Below are 17475 nucleotides of genomic sequence, written 5' to 3'. Positions count from 1 at the left end.
CCCCGCGGCAACCGCCGAGCCGCTGCGCGGCATGATTACGCACTATCGCGCGAAGCCCGCCGCCCAGGCGCGACGAGCATGGCCATCCGCTCGCCCACGCCCAGCAGGAAGCCGGCAAACATCCAGAACGCGAGCATGGTGGTGCGCCACATGAAGTCGTCGGTCGAATTCTTCGCAATCATGCCGACGACCAGCGCGATACCTGCCGCCGCAACCCAGGGCTCTACCCGGCGCAACCGCCAGAAGCGTGCGATGAGGCACAGCAGCAGCGCCGCTTGGAGCGCAACGCCAACCACCCCGGCTTGCAGCCACGTGTTGATAAACAAGTTGTGCGCGTGCGTGCGCGCCTGCGGCTCGAGCGAGAGAAGCTCCGGCGGCATCTGCGGGCCATACACCAGTCCCGGCAACGGTTTGCCGAAGCCGATTCCGGTCCACGGGTGATGCATGCCTTGCGCGATGTAGAACGCCCAAAGTTTGGGTCGAGTATCAGAGGACAAGGTATCCCCGAGCGCGGAGAACGTCTTCGGCACGTCGACTTCGTGGCCGTCGATCGAAACATCGCGCGCAACCGCCGGCAGGTGATCCCCTAAGCGCAGGCGGGCGCTCAGCTCGAGGGAGCCCAGCACGGCCACGCACAGCGCGACAGCGACTACGACCGCCAGCCGCACATGACGGCGGCACAACGGTGCGACGGCGATCAGCGCCGTGATCGCGATCGCCGGCCAGAAGAAACGATTGAGCGTCGCCAAGCCGATGAATACGCACATCGCCACGCCGATCATGCCGACGGCCCGCCACCGCGGGTTCGACATGAAAGCCGTGAACAACGGCAGCGAAAACATCGCCAGCGTACTGGTATGGCCGACGCGAGCATAGAAGCGCAGCGGGAATGTCTCCGGCGTCGGCGGCTGAAGCCCGCCCCAGTAGATCGCGCTCATCAGCGTGATCAAGACGCAGGCGAACCAGCAACTGATCAACACGACGCGCGCGGGCCGCGTGACGCGTGAGCCGAAAAGCCAGAATCCCCAGAACGCGAGCAGCGGGTACACGACTTCGTCGAACCATTGGCGCTCGCTAACCTTCGGAAAGGCGGACCACCCCACCGTCGCTCCAAGGCTCCAGGCGGCCCACAAGAGTATCGGCAGCAGCAACGGCCAGCGCAGCAGCGATGGACGGTCACTCGAACACGCCGCGGCGAGCATGCCGATGCCAAGGAGCGCAAGACCGCTGTTCACGATCGCTTCCATGTGCCCGAGCAACACGGCAAAGAGCAGCACAGGGCAAGCGATCCAAAGGACACGCTGAATATTTGCGGATAGCTTGCTCATGGCGCGGCCGCCAGTACGTTTTGCAGTGCGCCGCACACCGAGTCCACCGTCAGACGCCCCATGCACTCGGCATGGTCGCCGTGCCAGGCGACGCACGTCGCGGTATTGCGGTCGCAGCGGCGCACCCATGAGACTTCACGCTTGAAGATACCGGGCTGATTGCGGCAGGGCATATCGTCGATGGTCACCGGCACGAACGGCGCATTGCTCCAATAGCGGCCAGCACCGTGAATTAGCGCGTTGCCCGGGCCGAACAGAGTCACGGCTGGCACCCCGATCACGCGTGCGAGATGGGCAATGCCCGTATCCGGACAGACGACGGCTTTTGCGCCTCCCAACAGATGCCACAGCTCGCCCAGATTCAATCGCCCCGCGAAATTCGGATGGTTTGGGTCGGCGTCGATTTCGCGGATCAATTCCACTTCGCTCGGGCCGCCACTCCATACCGGCAGGTAGCCGAGCGCTTCGACATGATGCGCAAGCTCGCGCCAGCGCGCGACCGGCCAGCGCTTGACCGCTGTGCTCGCCCCGGGATGCAGCACGATATAAGGCTGTGCGGGCAGCGGCAACTCGGCACCCTCCGCCTGCGGAGGCTCCGGCCAGTCCTCCGGGCGGTAAAGGCTCGGCGCCGGTCCCGGAACCAGGCTGGCCGCAATATCAGCCCACGCGGCCGGCCTGTCGGGATAAGGCACGCGCTCGTTGAGCGGCCAGTTCTTCCAGGCGGTGTCGCCAGCGTGCGCGACGATCCATCTGCAGCCCGCACCTAGCGCGAGCCAGCTGTACCGGTTGTCGCCCGCGACGATGCCGAGGTCGTAAGGCCCCGAATGCAACACGTTTTTAACCGACATCGCATCGCGCGGATCGAACGGCAAGGCGTCGACGCCAAACGGACGCCCCGCGAACAACGGCACGATTGCCTTCGGACAAGCGAGCGAGATTTGCGCGCGCGGAAACTGTGCACGCAGTTTTGCGAGCAGCGCGGTAAGCAGAAGCGTATCGCCAAGCAACAGATGCTGTGCGATCAGAACCCGCCGAGGCGCGTGTGCCGCCTTGCGCCGCAGGGGTTTCAGCGCAAGACGCGGCAACGCGCGGGCGAAGATTTGAATACGTCCGGGTAATCGGCTCATCGGCTGGTGGGTTTAGCCAGCTGTCGCAAAATTGGCGAGTAGCCGAAGCAAGGCATGCGTGATCATGCAGCGTCTGTAAACGGAGTCATTCTTGCTGATCGTTCCGGGCGTGGTGAAAAACTGCGGTCCGCAGAATACGACCGAGGTAAGCGGGTGCCGGAATCCCGGCGGACCACCGCGCGGACACCGCCGAATCGAGCCAGTAGCCCGGCCAAGTGGCTCAGCCGGTCAGGATACATAGCCGCAAAGTATACCATGCACCCCTACCCGTTCACCGAGCAAGCTCCGGCCGTTTTAACGCTACAAATGCTTACCGGCATCGATGCTCGTTGCGAGCGTCATCAGCGCGTCGACATGAGAGGCCACGCTTGTCTCGTAGCGAACGGCGTCGCGTGCGATGTCAGCACGCTCATGCGCTATGCGGCGAACATGTGAGGCAACCGCCGCATCAAGCACTTGACGCAGATTGCGTAGATCGCCGGGTGTGAATACGAACTTCGCGTGCTCGGAGATCGCATCGCAGCAGCCGATGTTCGACGGAAAGATAACCGGCGTGCCACACATGACCGACTCGATGCCGACCAACCCGAAGGGCTCGTATTTCGACGCCAGAATCGTAAAGTCGGCGGCCCGGTAGCAATCCTCGATGTCCTTCACATAACCCAGGTAACGCACCCGGCTGCCGGTGCGCTCCGGCGCGCGGCCGGCAACCGCCACCACCACCGGCAGCGACGTATCGCGCAGCGCGGCTTCGATCAACGGCAAGCCTTTGCGCTCATGGCTGCTCGACGGAAACAGCAGCACGATCTCATCGTCGGCAAAGCCGAAGCGGCGGCGCAACGCTGCCCGCGCGCCCCGTTTGGCCGGCACGAAGCGCTCGCCGTCGACAGGCGGGTAGAGCACTCGGATCTTGGCGTCATCGATTCCGTAAAGGTCGACCAATTCGTCACGCATCAAGTCCGAGTGCGCGATAACCACGCGCGCACTCGCGTATTGGCGGCTTTCGAGCGCGATCTGCCAGCGATCGGCGCGGGTGGGCTCGCGACCGATTGCGCGCAAGAAGCCGCGATGCGTGCCGCCACAAATCGCTATCTCCGACGAATCGACGCGGTTGCAGCCGATCAGCACATCAACCCGTGCCGCTCGCCGCGCAGCCCGCACGCGCCACGAAAACCAGCCATCGCGCAATTTGCCTGGTAGAAACGACACGTTGATGCGATGCGCTTCGACGAGACGGCTTTCCGGCAAAGCCCAATCAAAGCGCCGTGCGAAGAAGGCCGGTTCGATGCCTTGCGCGGCAAGGCCGCGCGCGAGATCCATCGCGTAGCGTTCGAGGCCCCCGCCGTGTTTCAGCGCGTTGGCAGAAAGTCCGATTTTCATGATTCAAAGCGTGGCGCCCGGGCAGGCGCATTGACGGATGACAGAACGAACGGAACCTTCAATAGACGATCTCAATTGCGCTTCCCGCAAACTCCCCGCGCAACGCGGCCAGCAGCTCGTCGGTCGGCTTGACGCGCCAGTCTTCGCCGAGCCGCACCTCACCCTCCGCGCGATCGCTACGGTAGACGATCTGCACCGCCAGCCCGTTCGGAATATTGGCCGGTGGGCGCTGCCGGCTATCGCCGCCCGCTCCCCCGCGCCGATCCTGGCCGCGGCCCGCGGGCCGGGCGGATGCCGGCGCCGGCTCGGCCACCGCCGGCCCCGCGCAATGCGCCTCGAGCACGCGGCGCAGTGCGAGGGCGTCCGCATTGCCGTTCATCTGCAGCTTGACCGCCTGTGCGTAACGGCTGCGGGCCCGCTGGAGATCCATCACCGAATCGACCGTAAAGCGGATGCCCCCCGTAAATGCGTCGTTGCGCGCCTGCCCCTGCACGACGAGCAACTCGTCTTCCTTGAACAGCTCCTTGTGCGCCTCGTACTGCTCGTTGAAGACCGTGACCTCGCATTGACCCGTGCCGTCGTCGATCAGCGCGATCAGCATCTTGCCGCGCTGGGTCATCTGCGTGCGCAGCGACGAGATGATCCCTGCGACCAGCTTGTCGCGCCCTTCCTTCAGCTCGCCGAGCTTCTGGCGCGCGAAGCGGCGCACCTCGTCCTTGTAGGCGTCGAACAAGTGGCCGGACAGATAAAAGCCCAGCGCGCTCTTTTCTTCCTGCAGCTTCTTCTTTTCGTGCCAGGCAGGCTCGGCAACCAGCTCGTGCCCTTGCGACGGCGCATCGCCCATGTCGAACAAGCCCGCCTGCATCGCATTCGCGCTTGCCTGATCGGCCGCCTCCATGGCGAGCGGCACCGACGCGATCAGTTGCGCGCGGTTCTCGTGCAGCGTATCGAACGCGCCCGCGCGGATCAGTGCTTCGACCGTGCGGCGGTTGACAACGCGCCGATCAATCCGCCCGCAGAAATCGAACAGGTCCTTGAACGGCCCTTCCTCGCGCGCGCGCAGGATCTCCTCGATCGCGTTCTGGCCGCTGCCCTTCACGGCGCCGAGCCCGTAGCGAATCGTGCGCGAGCGCTTGCCGTCCGCTTCGGCGACAGGCTCGAAGCGATACGCCGAGAAGTTGATGTCCGGTGGCAGCACGGCCATCCCGTTCGTGAGGCAATCCTCGAACAAGATCTTGACCTTGTCGGTGTCGTCCATCGCCAAGCTCATGTTGGCTGCCATGAACTCGGCCGGATGGTGCGCCTTCAGCCACGCAGTGTGGTACGCCAGCAGCGCATACGCGGCCGCGTGCGACTTGTTGAAGCCGTAGCCCGCGAACTTCTCCATCAAATCGAAGGTTTCGTCGGCTTTCTCCCGCGTGAGGCCATTCTTCGCGGCGCCCTCGGCGAAGATCTCGCGGTGCTGGGCCATCTCCTCGGGCTTCTTCTTGCCCATCGCGCGGCGCAGCAAGTCCGCGCCGCCGAGCGAGTAGCCGCCGATGATCTGCGCCATCTGCATCACCTGCTCCTGATAGACCATGATGCCGTAGGTCTCTTGCAGAACAGGTTTGACGCGCTCATCTGGATACTCGACCTGCTCGCGGCCATGCTTACGCGCGCAGAAGCTCGGGATCAGGTCCATCGGGCCCGGGCGGTACAACGCCACGAGCGCGATGATGTCCTCGAAGCGGTCGGGCTGGGCGTCCTTCAGCATGCCCTGCATGCCGCGGCTTTCCAGCTGGAACACGGCGACGGTGTTCGCTTTCTTCAGGATCGAGAACGATGCGGGATCGTCGAGCGGCACCTGGGCCAGCGACCAGTCCGCCTTCGACGGATCGAGCCGGCGGATGTAGCGCTCGGCCCAATCGAGGATCGTGAGCGTGGTCAGGCCCAGGAAGTCGAACTTCACGAGGCCGACGGCTTCGACGTCGTCCTTGTCGTACTGGCTCACGACGCCGCCGTCGTCGCCTTGCGTGTAGAGCGGACAGAAATCGGTGAGCTTGCCCGGCGCGATCAGCACGCCGCCCGCGTGCATGCCGACGTTGCGCGTGAGCCCTTCGACGCGCTGCGCGAGCTCGAGGAGCTGCCGCACTTCGTCTTCGTTGTCGTTGCGCTCCTGCAGGAGCGGCTCTTCCTTCATCGCGTCGGCGATCGTCACGTGCTTGCCGGGCTTGAACGGGATCAGCTTGGCGACGCCGTCCGTGAACATATAGCCCAAATCGAGCACGCGGCCGATATCGCGCACCGCGGCCTTCGCGGCCATCGTGCCGAACGTCGCGATCTGCGACACCGCATCGGCGCCGTACTTCTCCTTCACGTACTGGATCACGCGGTCGCGGCCGTGCTGGCAGAAGTCGATGTCGAAGTCGGGCATCGACACCCGCTCCGGATTCAGGAAGCGCTCGAACAGCAGGTTGTAGCGCAGCGGGTCGAGATCGGTAATCCCGAGCGCGTAGGCAACGAGCGAGCCAGCGCCCGAGCCCCGGCCCGGGCCGACCGGCACGCCGTTGTTCTTCGCCCAGTTGATGAAGTCCGCCACGATCAGGAAGTAGCCGGGGAAGCCCATCTTGATGATCGTGCCGCACTCGAAATCGAGCCGCTGGTAATACGTGTCCCGCTGCTGGTCGCGCTCGGCCTGGTTCGGGTAGAGCTGCTCGAGACGCGCCTCGAGGCCTTCCTTCGACAGCTGCACGAGGTAGTCGTCGAGCGACATGCCGTCGGGCGTCGGGAAAAGCGGCAGCTTCGGCTTGCCGAGCTCGAGCGTGAGGTTGCAGCGCTTCGCGATCTCGACGGTGTTCGCGAGCGCGGAGGGAATGTCCGCGAAGAGCGCGGCCATGTCGTCCTGCGTGCGGAAATACTGCTCCGTCGTGAAACGCTGCTGGCGCCGCGGGTTCGCGAGAATGTCGCCTTCCGAAATGCACACGCGCGCCTCGTGCGCGGTGAAGTCGTCGGACGTCATGAATTGCAGCGGATGCGTGGCCACCACCGGCAGCTTGAGCGCGGCGGCAAGCGCGACCGCCTGCTGCACGTACGCCTCGCCGCCCGGCTGGCCGTAGCGCTGCAGCTCGATGTAGAACGCGCCCGGGAAACGCTCGGCCCAGCGCTGCGCGCAGCGCTTCGCCGAAGCTTCGTTACCGGCGGCGAGCGCGAGGCCGACATCGCCCTGCTGTGCACCCGATATCGCGATCAGGCCTTGCTCGAGGCCCGATTCGAGCCATTCCGCCTCGATTTCCGCGCGGCCGCGATACTGGTTCGTGAGCCACGCCTTCGTCAGCAGCTCGCAGAGGTTCAGATAGCCGCGGCGATCCTTGACGAGCAAGAGCAGGCGTGAAGGCTTGTCGCGATCGTCGGGATTGGTGATCCAGACGTCGCAGCCGGCGATGGGTTTGATCCCTTTGCCGCGGGCTTCCTTGTAGAAACGGACGAGACCGAAGGCGTTGCCGAGATCGGTCAATGCGAGTGCGCCCTGGCCGTCGTTGGCGGCGGCCTTGACGATGTCGTCAAGGCGCACGATGCCGTCGGCGATCGAGAATTCGGAGTGGACGCGGAGATGGACGAAGCGGGGTTCTGACATGGGCGCTATTGTACATCCGCCCTTTCGCGCGTTTGCGCGAAAAACGGCGCGTCGGCCGTTCGGACAAGGCTTGCCGGGCCTGCGGCGATCGGCCGTCCGGCCTATTGCGGGGCCGCGAGCCGTTTGCGGGATAATACGGGTTTCGCCATCTCCATCCGCTGTCGCGCCGCCCGCTCGAAAGCCCGCGCAAGAGCCGCGCCGCCCCAGCTGTTTTTTTGCTTTTACCGCCGGACCATCATGAGCATCATCAATCTCGCCGCCTACAAGTTCGCCACGCTCGACGCCATCGGAGAATGGCGCCCGCTCGTCACCGAAAAGTGCGTGGCGCTGGGGCTGCGCGGCACGATCCTGCTCGCCCCGGAAGGCATCAACCTGTTCATCGCGGGCACGCCCGAAGCCGCGCGGCAATTCGTCGACTACCTGCGCCAGGATCCGCTCTTCGAAGGCAAGTTCGCCGACCTGCAGTTCAAGGAAAGCGTGTCGGAAACGCAGCCGTTCCGGCGCATGCTCGTCAAGCTCAAGCGCGAAATCATCACGATGAAGAAGCCGGCGATCAAGCCGGAGCTCGGCCGCGCGCCGTTCGTCGACGCGCCCACGCTCAAGGCCTGGCTCGACCGCGGCCACGATGACGCAGGCCGCCCGGTCGTGATGCTCGACACCCGCAACGCGTTCGAAGTCGACGTCGGCACCTTCGACAATGCGCTTGACTACCGCATCACCAAGTTCAGCGAGTTTCCGGAAGTCATCGAAAAGAATCGCGCGGACCTCGAGGGCAAGACCGTCGTGTCGTTCTGCACCGGCGGCATCCGCTGCGAGAAAGCCGCGATTCACATGAAGGATGCCGGCATCGAGAACGTCTACCAGCTCGAAGGCGGCATCCTGAAGTATTTCGAGGAAGTCGGCGGTGCGCATTATCACGGCGAATGCTTCGTGTTCGACTACCGGACCGCGCTCAACCCGCAGCTCGAGCCGACCGCCACCGCGCAATGCTTCGGCTGCCGCGCCGTCGTCACGCAGGAAGATCAGAAGTCGCCGTTCTATACACCGGGCAAGACGTGCCCCGCCTGCCATCCCCGGGGAGACGCCGCGCACGCGGCCTGACATCCGGGCCGATGCACGAGTCCCTGCGCCGCCCGATGCCTCGGCTCGATTCCTCAGGCAGCGGTGACGCCGCCAGCACATCATGAGCGCCACGCCATATCGCGGCCGCTTCGCGCCCTCGCCCACCGGACCGCTGCACTTCGGCTCGCTCGTCGGCGCGCTCGCGAGTTATCTCGACGCGCGCGCCCACCGCGGCCCGTGGCTCGTGCGGATCGAGGATATCGACGGCCCGCGCAACGCGCCCGGAGCGGCAGAAGACATCCTCGCAACGCTTGCGCGCTTCGGCATGCACGCCGACGAGCCGCCGGTCTGGCAAAGCACGCGCACCGCGCTCTATCAGCAGGCCCTCGATACGCTCGATGAGGCAGGCCTCGTGTACCCATGCGGCTGCACGCGCAAGGAAATCGCCGACTCGCTGCTCAACGCGCGCCTGCGCAACACCACGCTCGCCTACCCAGGCACCTGCCGCGACGGCTTGCACGGCAAACCCGCGCGCGCGTGGCGTTTGCGCGTGCCCGATGGCGACGCGGCGGTCATCACTTTCAACGATCGTTGGCAGCATGCGCAAACGCAGAACCTCGCCACCGAAGTCGGTGATTTCGTCTTGAAGCGCGCGGATGGGCAGTGGGCTTATCAGCTGGCGGTCGTCGTCGACGATGCCGAGACGCGCATCACGCACGTCGTGCGCGGCGCGGACCTGCTGGATTCGACCGCACGCCAGATCTACCTGCAGCGCTCACTGGGCGTGCCGACGCCCGCATACCTGCACGTGCCGGTCGTCGTCAACGCAGATGGGGAAAAGCTCAGCAAGCAGACGGGCGCGGCTGCGCTGGACATGCGCGACCCGCTTGCGGCACTGGCCCCTGCGGCGCGCCATCTCGGCATGGAACTCGGCTCGGCGGCGAGCAGCTCGTTAGACGCGTTCTACGCGGAAGCCACTGCGCTTTGGGCGAAACGCTTCGCCCAGGCGCAATAAGAGCGAGCGGGATTACGACGACGTCGTCTTGCGCGGCATTCCGAAGCCGCCCAGCAACGCGGCGAGCGGCTGCTTCGAAGCCGGCTTGCCAACCGGCTCCGGGTTTGGCGCCTCTTCGCGCTTGATCGCTGCAGGCGACGGCTCGTAGGGCTTGAAGAAGAAATCGTCGACCGGCGCATGCCGATGATGCGCGCCGCGCTCGAACGTCCCGCTGCGGCGCCGGTCGTCGCGCTCGCGGCGACCGCCACGCTCACGCTCCTCGCGTTGATGGCGCACGGGCGCATCGACGACGAGCCGCTCGACCTCGAGCGGCTTCTTGATCAGCTTCTCGATCTCGGCGAGCTGCTTGCGCTCGTTCGGGCTGCACAACGACAGCGCGTCGCCCGACGCCCCCGCCCGGCCCGTGCGGCCGATCCGGTGCACATAGTCCTCGGCGTTGAACGGCAGGTCGAAGTTGATGACGGCCGGCAGCTCGACGATGTCGAGCCCGCGCGCCGCGACGTCGGTCGCCACGAGTGCCTCGATCTCGCCGCGCTTGAACGCGTCGAGCGCCTGCATCCGCTCGAGCTGCGACTTGTCGCCGTGGATCGCCGACGCCACCACGCCGTCGCGCTCCAGTTGGCGCGCAAGGCGCCCCGCGCCGATCTTGCTGTTGCAGAACACGATCACCTGCTTCAGGCCGCGCTCTCGGATCAGCTTCACCACGGCGCCCTGCTTGTCGCCCTCGGCCACCTCGTAGACGATCTGCGTCACGTTGGCGGCCGTCGAGTTGCTGCGCGCGACTTCGATCGTCTGCGGGTTGCGCAGATAGGTCGAGGCGAGCTTCTTGATTTCGCCGGAGAACGTCGCGGAAAAGAGCAGCGTCTGGCGCTCCTTCGGCAGCAGGTTCAGGATGCGCTGCAGGTCGGGCAGGAAGCCCATGTCGAGCATGCGGTCGGCTTCGTCGAGCACGAGGATCTGCACCTGGCCGAGATTCGCGGTCTTCTGCTGGACGTGGTCGAGAAGCCGCCCCGGCGTCGCGATCAGAATCTCGACACCGCGCCGCAGCTCCGCCGATTGCGGATTCATGTCGACGCCGCCAAATACCACGGCGCTTCGAAGCGGCGTGTGCTTCGCGTACGACTGCACGTTCGCGGCGACCTGGTCGGCGAGCTCGCGAGTCGGCGTGAGGATCAGCGCACGGACCGGATGGCGCGCCGGCGACGCGCTCGTGCTCGCCTGCGGCAGCAGGCGCTGGATGATCGGCAGCGAGAAGCTCGCCGTCTTGCCGGTGCCGGTCTGCGCGGCACCCATCACGTCGCGGCCGGACAGCACGACCGGGATCGCCTGCGCCTGGATCGGCGTTGGCGTGGTGTAACCCTGCTCCGCGATGGCTTTCAGGATCTCGGCGGCGAGGCCGAACTGATCGAAGGTCGGTTGAACAGGCGTGACAGCTGGATCGGACATGGTGGCTTTCGCTAAAAATGCGCCGTGTGGCGTCGTGTCGGTGAAGCGCGGACGGCAGCGGCAACAGCCGCCCAGGAAAACGCTGGGCCGCCCCAAGTTTTCCTGCCTCCTCGGGGGGCCTGTCGCGCAGCGACAGGCCTGGGGGCACTCCAAGGCATCGATATGAAGGCGGAGCCACGGCTGACCGAGCAAACATCAAAAAACTTCGGGCACGTCGCGCGCTCGACGCACGGGCACTGCGGATTCCAGCAGCGCTCGGGCGCGCGGCGGAATCCCTGCCGGGAAAGGCCGGTATTGTAGCACCGAGCCGCCCGCGCCCGCTGACCCTGACTCGTGCGGCACAAACGCCCGTCAGCGTAGACGCGGCAGACGGCAGATGCGTGACAATGCCTCGACGCCGCGTCTTGCAACAACACGCCGGTGACAGCCCAACGCCTCAGCGCAGCTCGCGCATCACCATCAGCCGCAGTTCGGTCATGTCTTCGATCGCGTAGCGGATGCCCTCGCGCCCGAGGCCCGAGTCCTTGACGCCGCCGTACGGCATGTTGTCGACGCGGAACGACGGCACGTCGTTGATCACCACGCCGCCCACCTCGAGCACGTCCCAGGCCCGGTGCGCGTGCGCGAGCGAATCGGTGAACACGCCGGCCTGCAAACCGAAGTCGCTATCGTTGACGGTCATCAGCGCCTGATCGAAATCGCTGAACTTCTCGAGCATGGCGACCGGCCCGAACGCCTCCTTGCGATACAGGTCCTGGTCGCGATGCACGCCTTCGAGCAGCGTCGCCTCGAACATCGCGCCGTCCACCTTGCCGCCCGCGACGATCTTCGCGCCCGCCAGCACCGCCTGCTCCATCCACCCCGCGAGCCGATTCGACTCGGATTCGGAGATCATCGGCCCCACGAAGGTCTGCGGGTCTTTCGGGTCACCCATCTTGAGCGACCGGGTCTTGGCGATCAGCTTTTCGCGCAGCGCGTCGTAGATGTCGACGTGCGCGAGAATCCGCTGCACGCCGATGCAGCTTTGCCCGGACTGGTAGTACGCGCCGAACGCGAGCCGCTCGACGACGTAGTCGAGCCGCTCGTGCTGGTCGGCGTCGACGATCGCCGCCGCGTTGCCGCCGAGCTCCAGGATCACCTTCTTCTTGCCGGCCTTCTTCTTGAGCTCCCAGCCGACCGCCGGCGACCCGGTGAACGACAGCAGCTTGAAACGCTCGTCGGTCGTGAAGAGGTCTGCGCCGTCGCGATGCGCGGGGAGGATCGAGAACGCGCCTTCCGGCAGATCGGTCTCGGCAAGAATCTCGCCCATGATCAGCGCGCCGACAGGCGTGCGGCTCGCGGGCTTCAGCACGAACGGGCAGCCGGCCGCGATGGCAGGCGCCACCTTGTGCGCCGTCAGGTTCAGCGGGAAGTTGAACGGCGAGATGAACGAGCACGGCCCGATCGGCACGCGCTTCGCGTAGCCGTGATAGCCGCGGGCGCGCGGCGAAATCTCGAGATTCAGGATCTCGCCGTCGATGCGCACCGCCTCCTCGGCCGCGACCTTGAATGTATCGATCAGGCGCGTCACCTCGCCCTTCGAATCGTTGATCGGCTTTCCGGCCTCGATGCACAGCGCCATCGCGAGCTCGTCGAAGCGCTCGCGAAAACGCTTCACGCAATGCTCGAGCACCGCCTGGCGCGCGAACGGCGGGAATTCGCGCAGCGCGTGCTGCGCGCTCACGGCGTGGCCGATCGCCTCGTCGATCGCACGGGCGTCGGCCATCGCGACACGCGTGGCGACTTCGCCGCTGAATTTGTCGGTGACCTCGAGATCCGTATTGGCCGCGACGGGCCGGTTCGCGAGGTAGTACGGGTAGGTCTTCTGCAACATGACACGTTCTCCTGTCGACCAGAGTTAGCGCTTCAGCGCTTACTCTGGTCCCATGCTGTGGTTGCTTGGAGTTAGCGCTTCAGCGCTTAATCCAAGCCCACAGCGGTCGATCAGGCTTAGCGCTTTAGCGCTTACTCTGGTCCCATGCTGTGGTTGCCTGGAGTTAGCGCTTCAGCGCTTAATCCAAGCCCGCAGCGGTCGATCAGGCTTAGCGCTTCAGCGCTTAGCCTGGGGCGGCGTGCATCAAAACGTCAAAGCGGCGCTCAGGCGCTGGATCTCGCGGTTCAGCACCCGCTCGTTGTCCGAGTAGTCGATCGGCACGTCGATCAGGTGCACGCCAGGCGTCTCGAAGCATTGGCGCACGAGCGGCGCGAACGCGTCGGCCGACTCGACCCGGTGCCCGTGCGCGCCGTAGCTCTGCGCGTAAGCGACGAAGTCGGGGTTCGCAAGCGTCATGCCGTAGTCGGGGAAATTCATGTTTTCCTGCTTCCAGCGGATCATCCCAAAGGCGTCGTCGCGCAGGACCAGGATCACGAGATCGAGCTTCAGGCGCACCGCCGTCTCCAGCTCCTGCGAATTCATCATGAAGCCGCCGTCGCCGCAGACGGCCATCACCTTGCGCTCGGGATGCACGATCTTGGTTGCGATCGCCGACGGCAGCCCCGCGCCCATCGACGCGAGCGCGTTGTCGAGCAGGAGCGAATTCTGCTCGTGCGCGCGGTAGTAGCGCGCGAACCAGATCTTGTACATGCCGTTGTCCAGACAAATGATGCCGTCCTCGGGCGTCATCGCCTGCACGTCGTTGACGATCCGCACCGGATAGAGCGGGAAGCGCGCGTCGTCCTGCCCGCGGGCGAGATGCGCGTCGAAATGCGCCTTGATTTCCATGAAGCGCGAGAAGTCCCAGCGCGCCGTCTCGCGCTTGCCGCGCAGGCTCTCCTTCATCTGCCAGACCGCGTTGGCGATGTCGCCGACCACCTCGATCTGCGGGAAATACACCGGATCGACCTGCGCGCCGAGAAAGTTCACATGAATCACGGTCTTTTCGCCCGCATCGGCGCCGCGCATGAAGAACGGCGGCTTTTCGATCACGTCGTGGCCGACATTGATGATGCAGTCGGCCTGCTCGATTGCGCGGTGGACGAAGTCGCCATCGGAGAGCGTCGCGTTGCCGAGCCACAGCGGATGCGATTCGTCGATGACGCCCTTGCCCATCTGCGTCGTGAAGAACGGGATGCCGATCTGGTCGACGAATTCGCCGAGCATGTCGCGCGTCGTCTTGCGGTTGCCGCCCGCGCCCACCATCAGCAGCGGCCGCTTGGCGGCGATGATCGCCTCGACCGCGCGCGCCACCGCCTTTTCCTCGGCGACCGGGCGGCGGCTGTAGCTCTTCGGAATCGGCTTGCCGTCGCCCTCCTCGTGGGCGACGTCCTCGGGCAGCTCGAGGTGCACGGCCCCGGGGCGCTCCTCCTCGGCGCGCCGGAATGCCTCGCGCACGGACGCCGGGATGTTGCCGATCGACACGATCTGCCGCGTGTATTTCGTCAGCGGCTCCATCATCCGCACGACGTCGACGATCTGGAAGTGGCCCTGCTTGCTCGATTTGATCGGCTTCTGCCCCGTGACCATCAGCATCGGCATGCCGCCGAGCTGCGCATAGGCGGCTGCGGTGACGAAGTTGGTGGCGCCGGGGCCGAGCGTCGAGAGGCACACGCCGGTGCGGCCGGTCAGGCGCCCGTAGGTCGCGGCCATGAAGCCCGCAGCCTGCTCGTGGCGCGTCAGCACGAGCTTGATCCGGGAACGGCGCAGCGATTCGAGGAGATCGAGGTTTTCTTCGCCCGGAATCCCGAACACGTACTCGACGTTCTCGGCTTCCAGCGCCTTGACGAAAAGATCCGATGCTTTCATGAGCAGCCTCGCTTAGGGGCATGAAGCGCGCGGCGCATGGGGATCGACGCCGCGCGCGGGCGGACCGGGCAACGAGCCTTCGACGCCGCGCTGGTCCGCCGGCCGCAGCCGGGGACCCAAGGCGCCGCGCGTGCGCCGCGAGGCAACGCACGCTGGCCGTTCAGGGCCCATCGATAGAAAGGAGCGCGCCGGCGACTGGCCGGGACCCGGCCTGAAACCGCGACGCGAAATTTGATTCTAGGGGATCGGGACAGGACGCGCAGTGAAGTGCGCAAGGGGAAGCGAGCCCCCTGGCTGGGCATGCGCCCCGCGCGAACGGCAGCCTCAGCGCAGCGTGACGCAGCCGGCGAGAATCGGCGTGGCGTTCTCGCCCGCCGCCGCGTCGTAGAGATCGGCGCGCGGGCCCTTGGTCCACCACGTGTAGCGGTCGGCCTGATACTTCGCGCCGGACGCCGCGAGCGTGTTGACGAACAGGAGCAGCCGGCCGTTCACGGGCACGAGCGCGAAGCTCTGCCCGTTGGCCGTGTTCCAGTACGACACCTTCAGCGTCTTGCCGCCCGAGCAGGTATAGGTCGAGCTCTGGCGCTTGGCGGCCGGAATGTCGGCGAAGGTGAGCGAGGCCGCCGAGGCAGACACGGCCGCGCCCGCGAAAAGCGCAGCCGCGGCGGCGCAGCGTGCGAGGATCGATGATTTCATTTGCCGTTCCTCCATCCCGCGCAGGCCCTCAACCGGCCGAAACCGGCCGCACCTTGGCCGCCGCGGCCTTGGCGCGCTCGCGCGCCGCTTCGATATCCTCGCCCGTCGCGAGCGCCACGCCCATGCGGCGCTTCTTGAAGCTCTCCGGTTTGCCGAACAGACGCAGGTCCACGCCCGGCACCGCGAGGGCCTCGCGCACGCCCTCGAACGCGATGCCCGCTTCGTCGAGCCCGCCGTAGATCACCGCCGACGCGCCCGGCGCGCGCAGCGAGGTATCCACCGGCAGGCCGAGAATCGCGCGCGCGTGCAGCTCGAACTCGGAAAAGCGCTGCGAAGCGAGCGTGACGAGCCCCGTGTCGTGCGGACGCGGGCTCACTTCCGAGAACCACACTTCGTCGCCCTTCACGAACAGCTCGACGCCGAACAGGCCGCGCCCGCCGAGCGCCTGCGTCACCTTGTGCGCGATCTCGCGCGAGCGCTCGAGCGCGAGCGCGCTCATCGGCTGCGGCTGCCACGACTCGACATAGTCGCCCGCGACCTGCACGTGGCCGACCGGCTCGCAGAAGTGCGTCTCGGTGGCGCCGCTCGCGGGATCGATCGCGCGCACGGTCAGTTGCGTGATCTCGTAGTCGAAGTCGATGAAGCCCTCGACGATCACACGGCCGTGATTCACGCGCCCGCCCGCCATCGCGTACTGCCACGCGGGCTCGACGTCGGCGGCGCTCTTCAACACGGACTGCCCCTTGCCCGAGGACGACATCACCGGCTTCACGACGCACGGATAGCCGATCGTCGCGATCGCGGCCTTCAGCTCGTCGAGCGACTGCGCGAACGCATAGGGCGAGGTCGCGAGGCCGAGCTCCTCGGCGGCAAGGCGCCGGATGCCTTCGCGGTTCATCGTGAGCTGCGTCGCGCGCGCGGTCGGGATCACCTCGGCGAGGCCGGCGGCTTCGATCTCGGCGAGCGCGCCGGTGGCGATCGCCTCGATCTCCGGCACGATCAGGTGCGGCTCTTCCGCCTTGACGAGCTCGATGAGCGCGTTGCGGTCCGTCATGTCGATGACGTGCGCGCGATGCGCAACCTGATGGCCCGGCGCATGCGCATAGCGATCGACAGCGATCACTTCGACGCCGAGCCGCTGCAGCGCGATGATGACTTCCTTGCCCAGTTCGCCGGCGCCGAGCAGCATGACGCGAGTGGCCGATTTCGACAGCGGCGTGCCGATGCGTTGACCGATCTGCATGAGAGTTCCCGAGGTATCGATAAAGAAGAAGCGGAGAATGCGCGATGTTAACACTCCGCCATCGCCACGCACCCGCGATGCGCAGACTCACGCCGCAGACGCGGCAGAGTGCGTTACCCTTACGCCTTCGCCAGCTTGAAGAGGAAAGAGGCCATGCCGAATCAGTCAACCGCGCCGCGACGCGCCACGGCTTTTGCGCTCGCGAGGATGTCGATGAGCGCGTTGACCGTCGCCACGCTCGTCGCTGCGTGCGCGATGCCGAAGCACCCCGATTCGTCCGCGCCGCCGAGCGATCCCTTCAACCCCGCCGCAACGCAACTGCTCGACGACACGCGCTGGGAGCTGGTCGAGTGGAAAAACGCCGACGGCAGCACGCGCGCCGTCCCACAGGCGGGCGGCGGCGCGCTCACGCTCGACTTCTCCACCGCCGACGGCCAGCGCCGCGTGAGCGGCTTTGCGGGCTGCAACCGCTATACGGGCGGCTACGTGCTGAAGAACGGCGGCTTGTCGTTCGGCCCGCTCGCGAGCACGAAGAAGGCGTGCCCGGCAGCGGCTGCGGATCTCGAGAGCGCGTATCTCGATGCGCTCGCGCACGTCGCCAAATCCGGCGTGCAGATGAAGCCGCCGCAGCAGTTGCAAATCGCGCTCGGCGACGGCGCCACGCTGATTTTTTCGCATCCTGGCGGCCAATGATCGCCGCGCGCCTTGCGGGGCGCAGCCCAAGCGTGCGCCGCCGCTTTCCGTGCGCGACGCGGCGCAACGCCTCGCGCGCCTCTTTCCGGCA

The 17475-nt window shown here is 66.1% G+C and carries 12 protein-coding genes; 3 read left to right on the top strand and 9 right to left on the bottom strand.

All coding sequences use genetic code 11. From position 1 onward, the window contains the following. Positions 1 to 35: 35 nt before the first annotated feature. The 4 genes from FAZ69_RS26155 to dnaE form a co-directional block, all read right to left on the bottom strand. Positions 36 to 1328 carry an O-antigen ligase family protein gene (locus FAZ69_RS26155; protein ID WP_136897984.1) on the bottom strand — a complete coding sequence of 431 codons (1293 nt, stop codon included), beginning with the start codon at positions 1326 to 1328 and terminating at the stop codon, positions 36 to 38. Then, a complete protein-coding gene (locus tag FAZ69_RS26150) occupies positions 1325 to 2455 on the bottom strand; it encodes a glycosyltransferase family 9 protein (RefSeq protein WP_136897983.1) in 1131 nt (376 codons plus the stop codon). Before FAZ69_RS26150 ends, FAZ69_RS26155 begins: the two co-directional genes overlap by 4 nt. Positions 2456 to 2755: 300 nt before the next feature. Next, on the bottom strand, positions 2756 to 3835 hold the full coding sequence (locus tag FAZ69_RS26145; protein ID WP_136897982.1) for a glycosyltransferase family 4 protein: 1080 nt from the start codon (positions 3833 to 3835) through the stop codon (positions 2756 to 2758). Positions 3836 to 3893: 58 nt separating this feature from the next. After that, on the bottom strand, positions 3894 to 7457 hold the full coding sequence (gene dnaE / locus FAZ69_RS26140; RefSeq protein ID WP_136898020.1) for a DNA polymerase III subunit alpha: 3564 nt from the start codon (positions 7455 to 7457) through the stop codon (positions 3894 to 3896). A 228-nt stretch (positions 7458 to 7685) separates the two neighbouring features. Here dnaE and FAZ69_RS26135 point away from each other — a divergent pair, with 228 nt between their 5' ends. Beyond that, positions 7686 to 8549: a sulfurtransferase gene (locus FAZ69_RS26135; protein ID WP_136897981.1), complete on the top strand. Its 864-nt coding sequence runs from the start codon at positions 7686 to 7688 to the stop codon at positions 8547 to 8549. Between the two features lie 82 nt (positions 8550 to 8631). After that, on the top strand, positions 8632 to 9525 hold the full coding sequence (gene gluQRS / locus FAZ69_RS26130) for a tRNA glutamyl-Q(34) synthetase GluQRS (protein WP_136897980.1): 894 nt from the start codon (positions 8632 to 8634) through the stop codon (positions 9523 to 9525). A gap of 12 nt (positions 9526 to 9537) precedes the next feature. Here the strand turns inward: gluQRS and FAZ69_RS26125 are convergent, their stop codons facing one another. The 5 genes from FAZ69_RS26125 to purT form a co-directional block, all read right to left on the bottom strand. Beyond that, entirely contained in the window at positions 9538 to 10971 is a 1434-nt protein-coding gene (locus FAZ69_RS26125; protein ID WP_136897979.1) for a DEAD/DEAH box helicase, read from the bottom strand. Between the two features lie 436 nt (positions 10972 to 11407). Then, entirely contained in the window at positions 11408 to 12844 is a 1437-nt protein-coding gene (locus FAZ69_RS26120; RefSeq protein ID WP_136897978.1) for an aldehyde dehydrogenase family protein, read from the bottom strand. Positions 12845 to 13087: 243 nt separating this feature from the next. Continuing rightward, complete coding sequence (locus FAZ69_RS26115; RefSeq protein WP_136897977.1) at positions 13088 to 14752, bottom strand: acetolactate synthase large subunit; 1665 nt, start codon at positions 14750 to 14752, stop codon at positions 13088 to 13090. 324 nt (positions 14753 to 15076) lie between these two features. Further along, positions 15077 to 15448: an MliC family protein gene (locus tag FAZ69_RS26110; protein WP_136897976.1), complete on the bottom strand. Its 372-nt coding sequence runs from the start codon at positions 15446 to 15448 to the stop codon at positions 15077 to 15079. 28 nt (positions 15449 to 15476) lie between these two features. Next, on the bottom strand, positions 15477 to 16691 hold the full coding sequence (gene purT, locus FAZ69_RS26105; protein WP_136897975.1) for a formate-dependent phosphoribosylglycinamide formyltransferase: 1215 nt from the start codon (positions 16689 to 16691) through the stop codon (positions 15477 to 15479). 153 nt (positions 16692 to 16844) lie between these two features. Here purT and FAZ69_RS26100 point away from each other — a divergent pair, with 153 nt between their 5' ends. Further along, complete coding sequence (locus FAZ69_RS26100; protein ID WP_136897974.1) at positions 16845 to 17384, top strand: META domain-containing protein; 540 nt, start codon at positions 16845 to 16847, stop codon at positions 17382 to 17384. Positions 17385 to 17475 lie beyond the last annotated feature (91 nt).

The organism is Trinickia terrae (assembly GCF_005144415.1).
Taxonomy (GTDB): Bacteria; Pseudomonadota; Gammaproteobacteria; order Burkholderiales; family Burkholderiaceae; genus Trinickia_A; species Trinickia_A terrae.
The sequence above is the reverse complement of the archived record's forward strand: the minus strand, read 5'-3'. Positions and strand labels throughout refer to the sequence as shown.

Bases quoted from the DNA above. Each gene is read 5' to 3' on its own strand.
- FAZ69_RS26155 (WP_136897984.1), bottom strand. From the start codon at position 1,328: ATGAGCAAGCTATCCGCAAATATTCAGCGTGTCCTTTGGATCGCTTGC.
- FAZ69_RS26150 (WP_136897983.1), bottom strand. From the start codon at position 2,455: ATGAGCCGATTACCCGGACGTATTCAAATCTTCGCCCGCGCGTTGCCG.
- FAZ69_RS26145 (WP_136897982.1), bottom strand. From the start codon at position 3,835: ATGAAAATCGGACTTTCTGCCAACGCGCTGAAACACGGCGGGGGCCTC.
- FAZ69_RS26135 (WP_136897981.1), top strand. From the start codon at position 7,686: ATGAGCATCATCAATCTCGCCGCCTACAAGTTCGCCACGCTCGACGCC.
- gluQRS (WP_136897980.1), top strand. From the start codon at position 8,632: ATGAGCGCCACGCCATATCGCGGCCGCTTCGCGCCCTCGCCCACCGGA.
- FAZ69_RS26125 (WP_136897979.1), bottom strand. From the start codon at position 10,971: ATGTCCGATCCAGCTGTCACGCCTGTTCAACCGACCTTCGATCAGTTC.
- FAZ69_RS26120 (WP_136897978.1), bottom strand. From the start codon at position 12,844: ATGTTGCAGAAGACCTACCCGTACTACCTCGCGAACCGGCCCGTCGCG.
- FAZ69_RS26115 (WP_136897977.1), bottom strand. From the start codon at position 14,752: ATGAAAGCATCGGATCTTTTCGTCAAGGCGCTGGAAGCCGAGAACGTC.
- FAZ69_RS26110 (WP_136897976.1), bottom strand. From the start codon at position 15,448: ATGAAATCATCGATCCTCGCACGCTGCGCCGCCGCGGCTGCGCTTTTC.
- purT (WP_136897975.1), bottom strand. From the start codon at position 16,691: ATGCAGATCGGTCAACGCATCGGCACGCCGCTGTCGAAATCGGCCACT.
- FAZ69_RS26100 (WP_136897974.1), top strand. From the start codon at position 16,845: ATGCCGAATCAGTCAACCGCGCCGCGACGCGCCACGGCTTTTGCGCTC.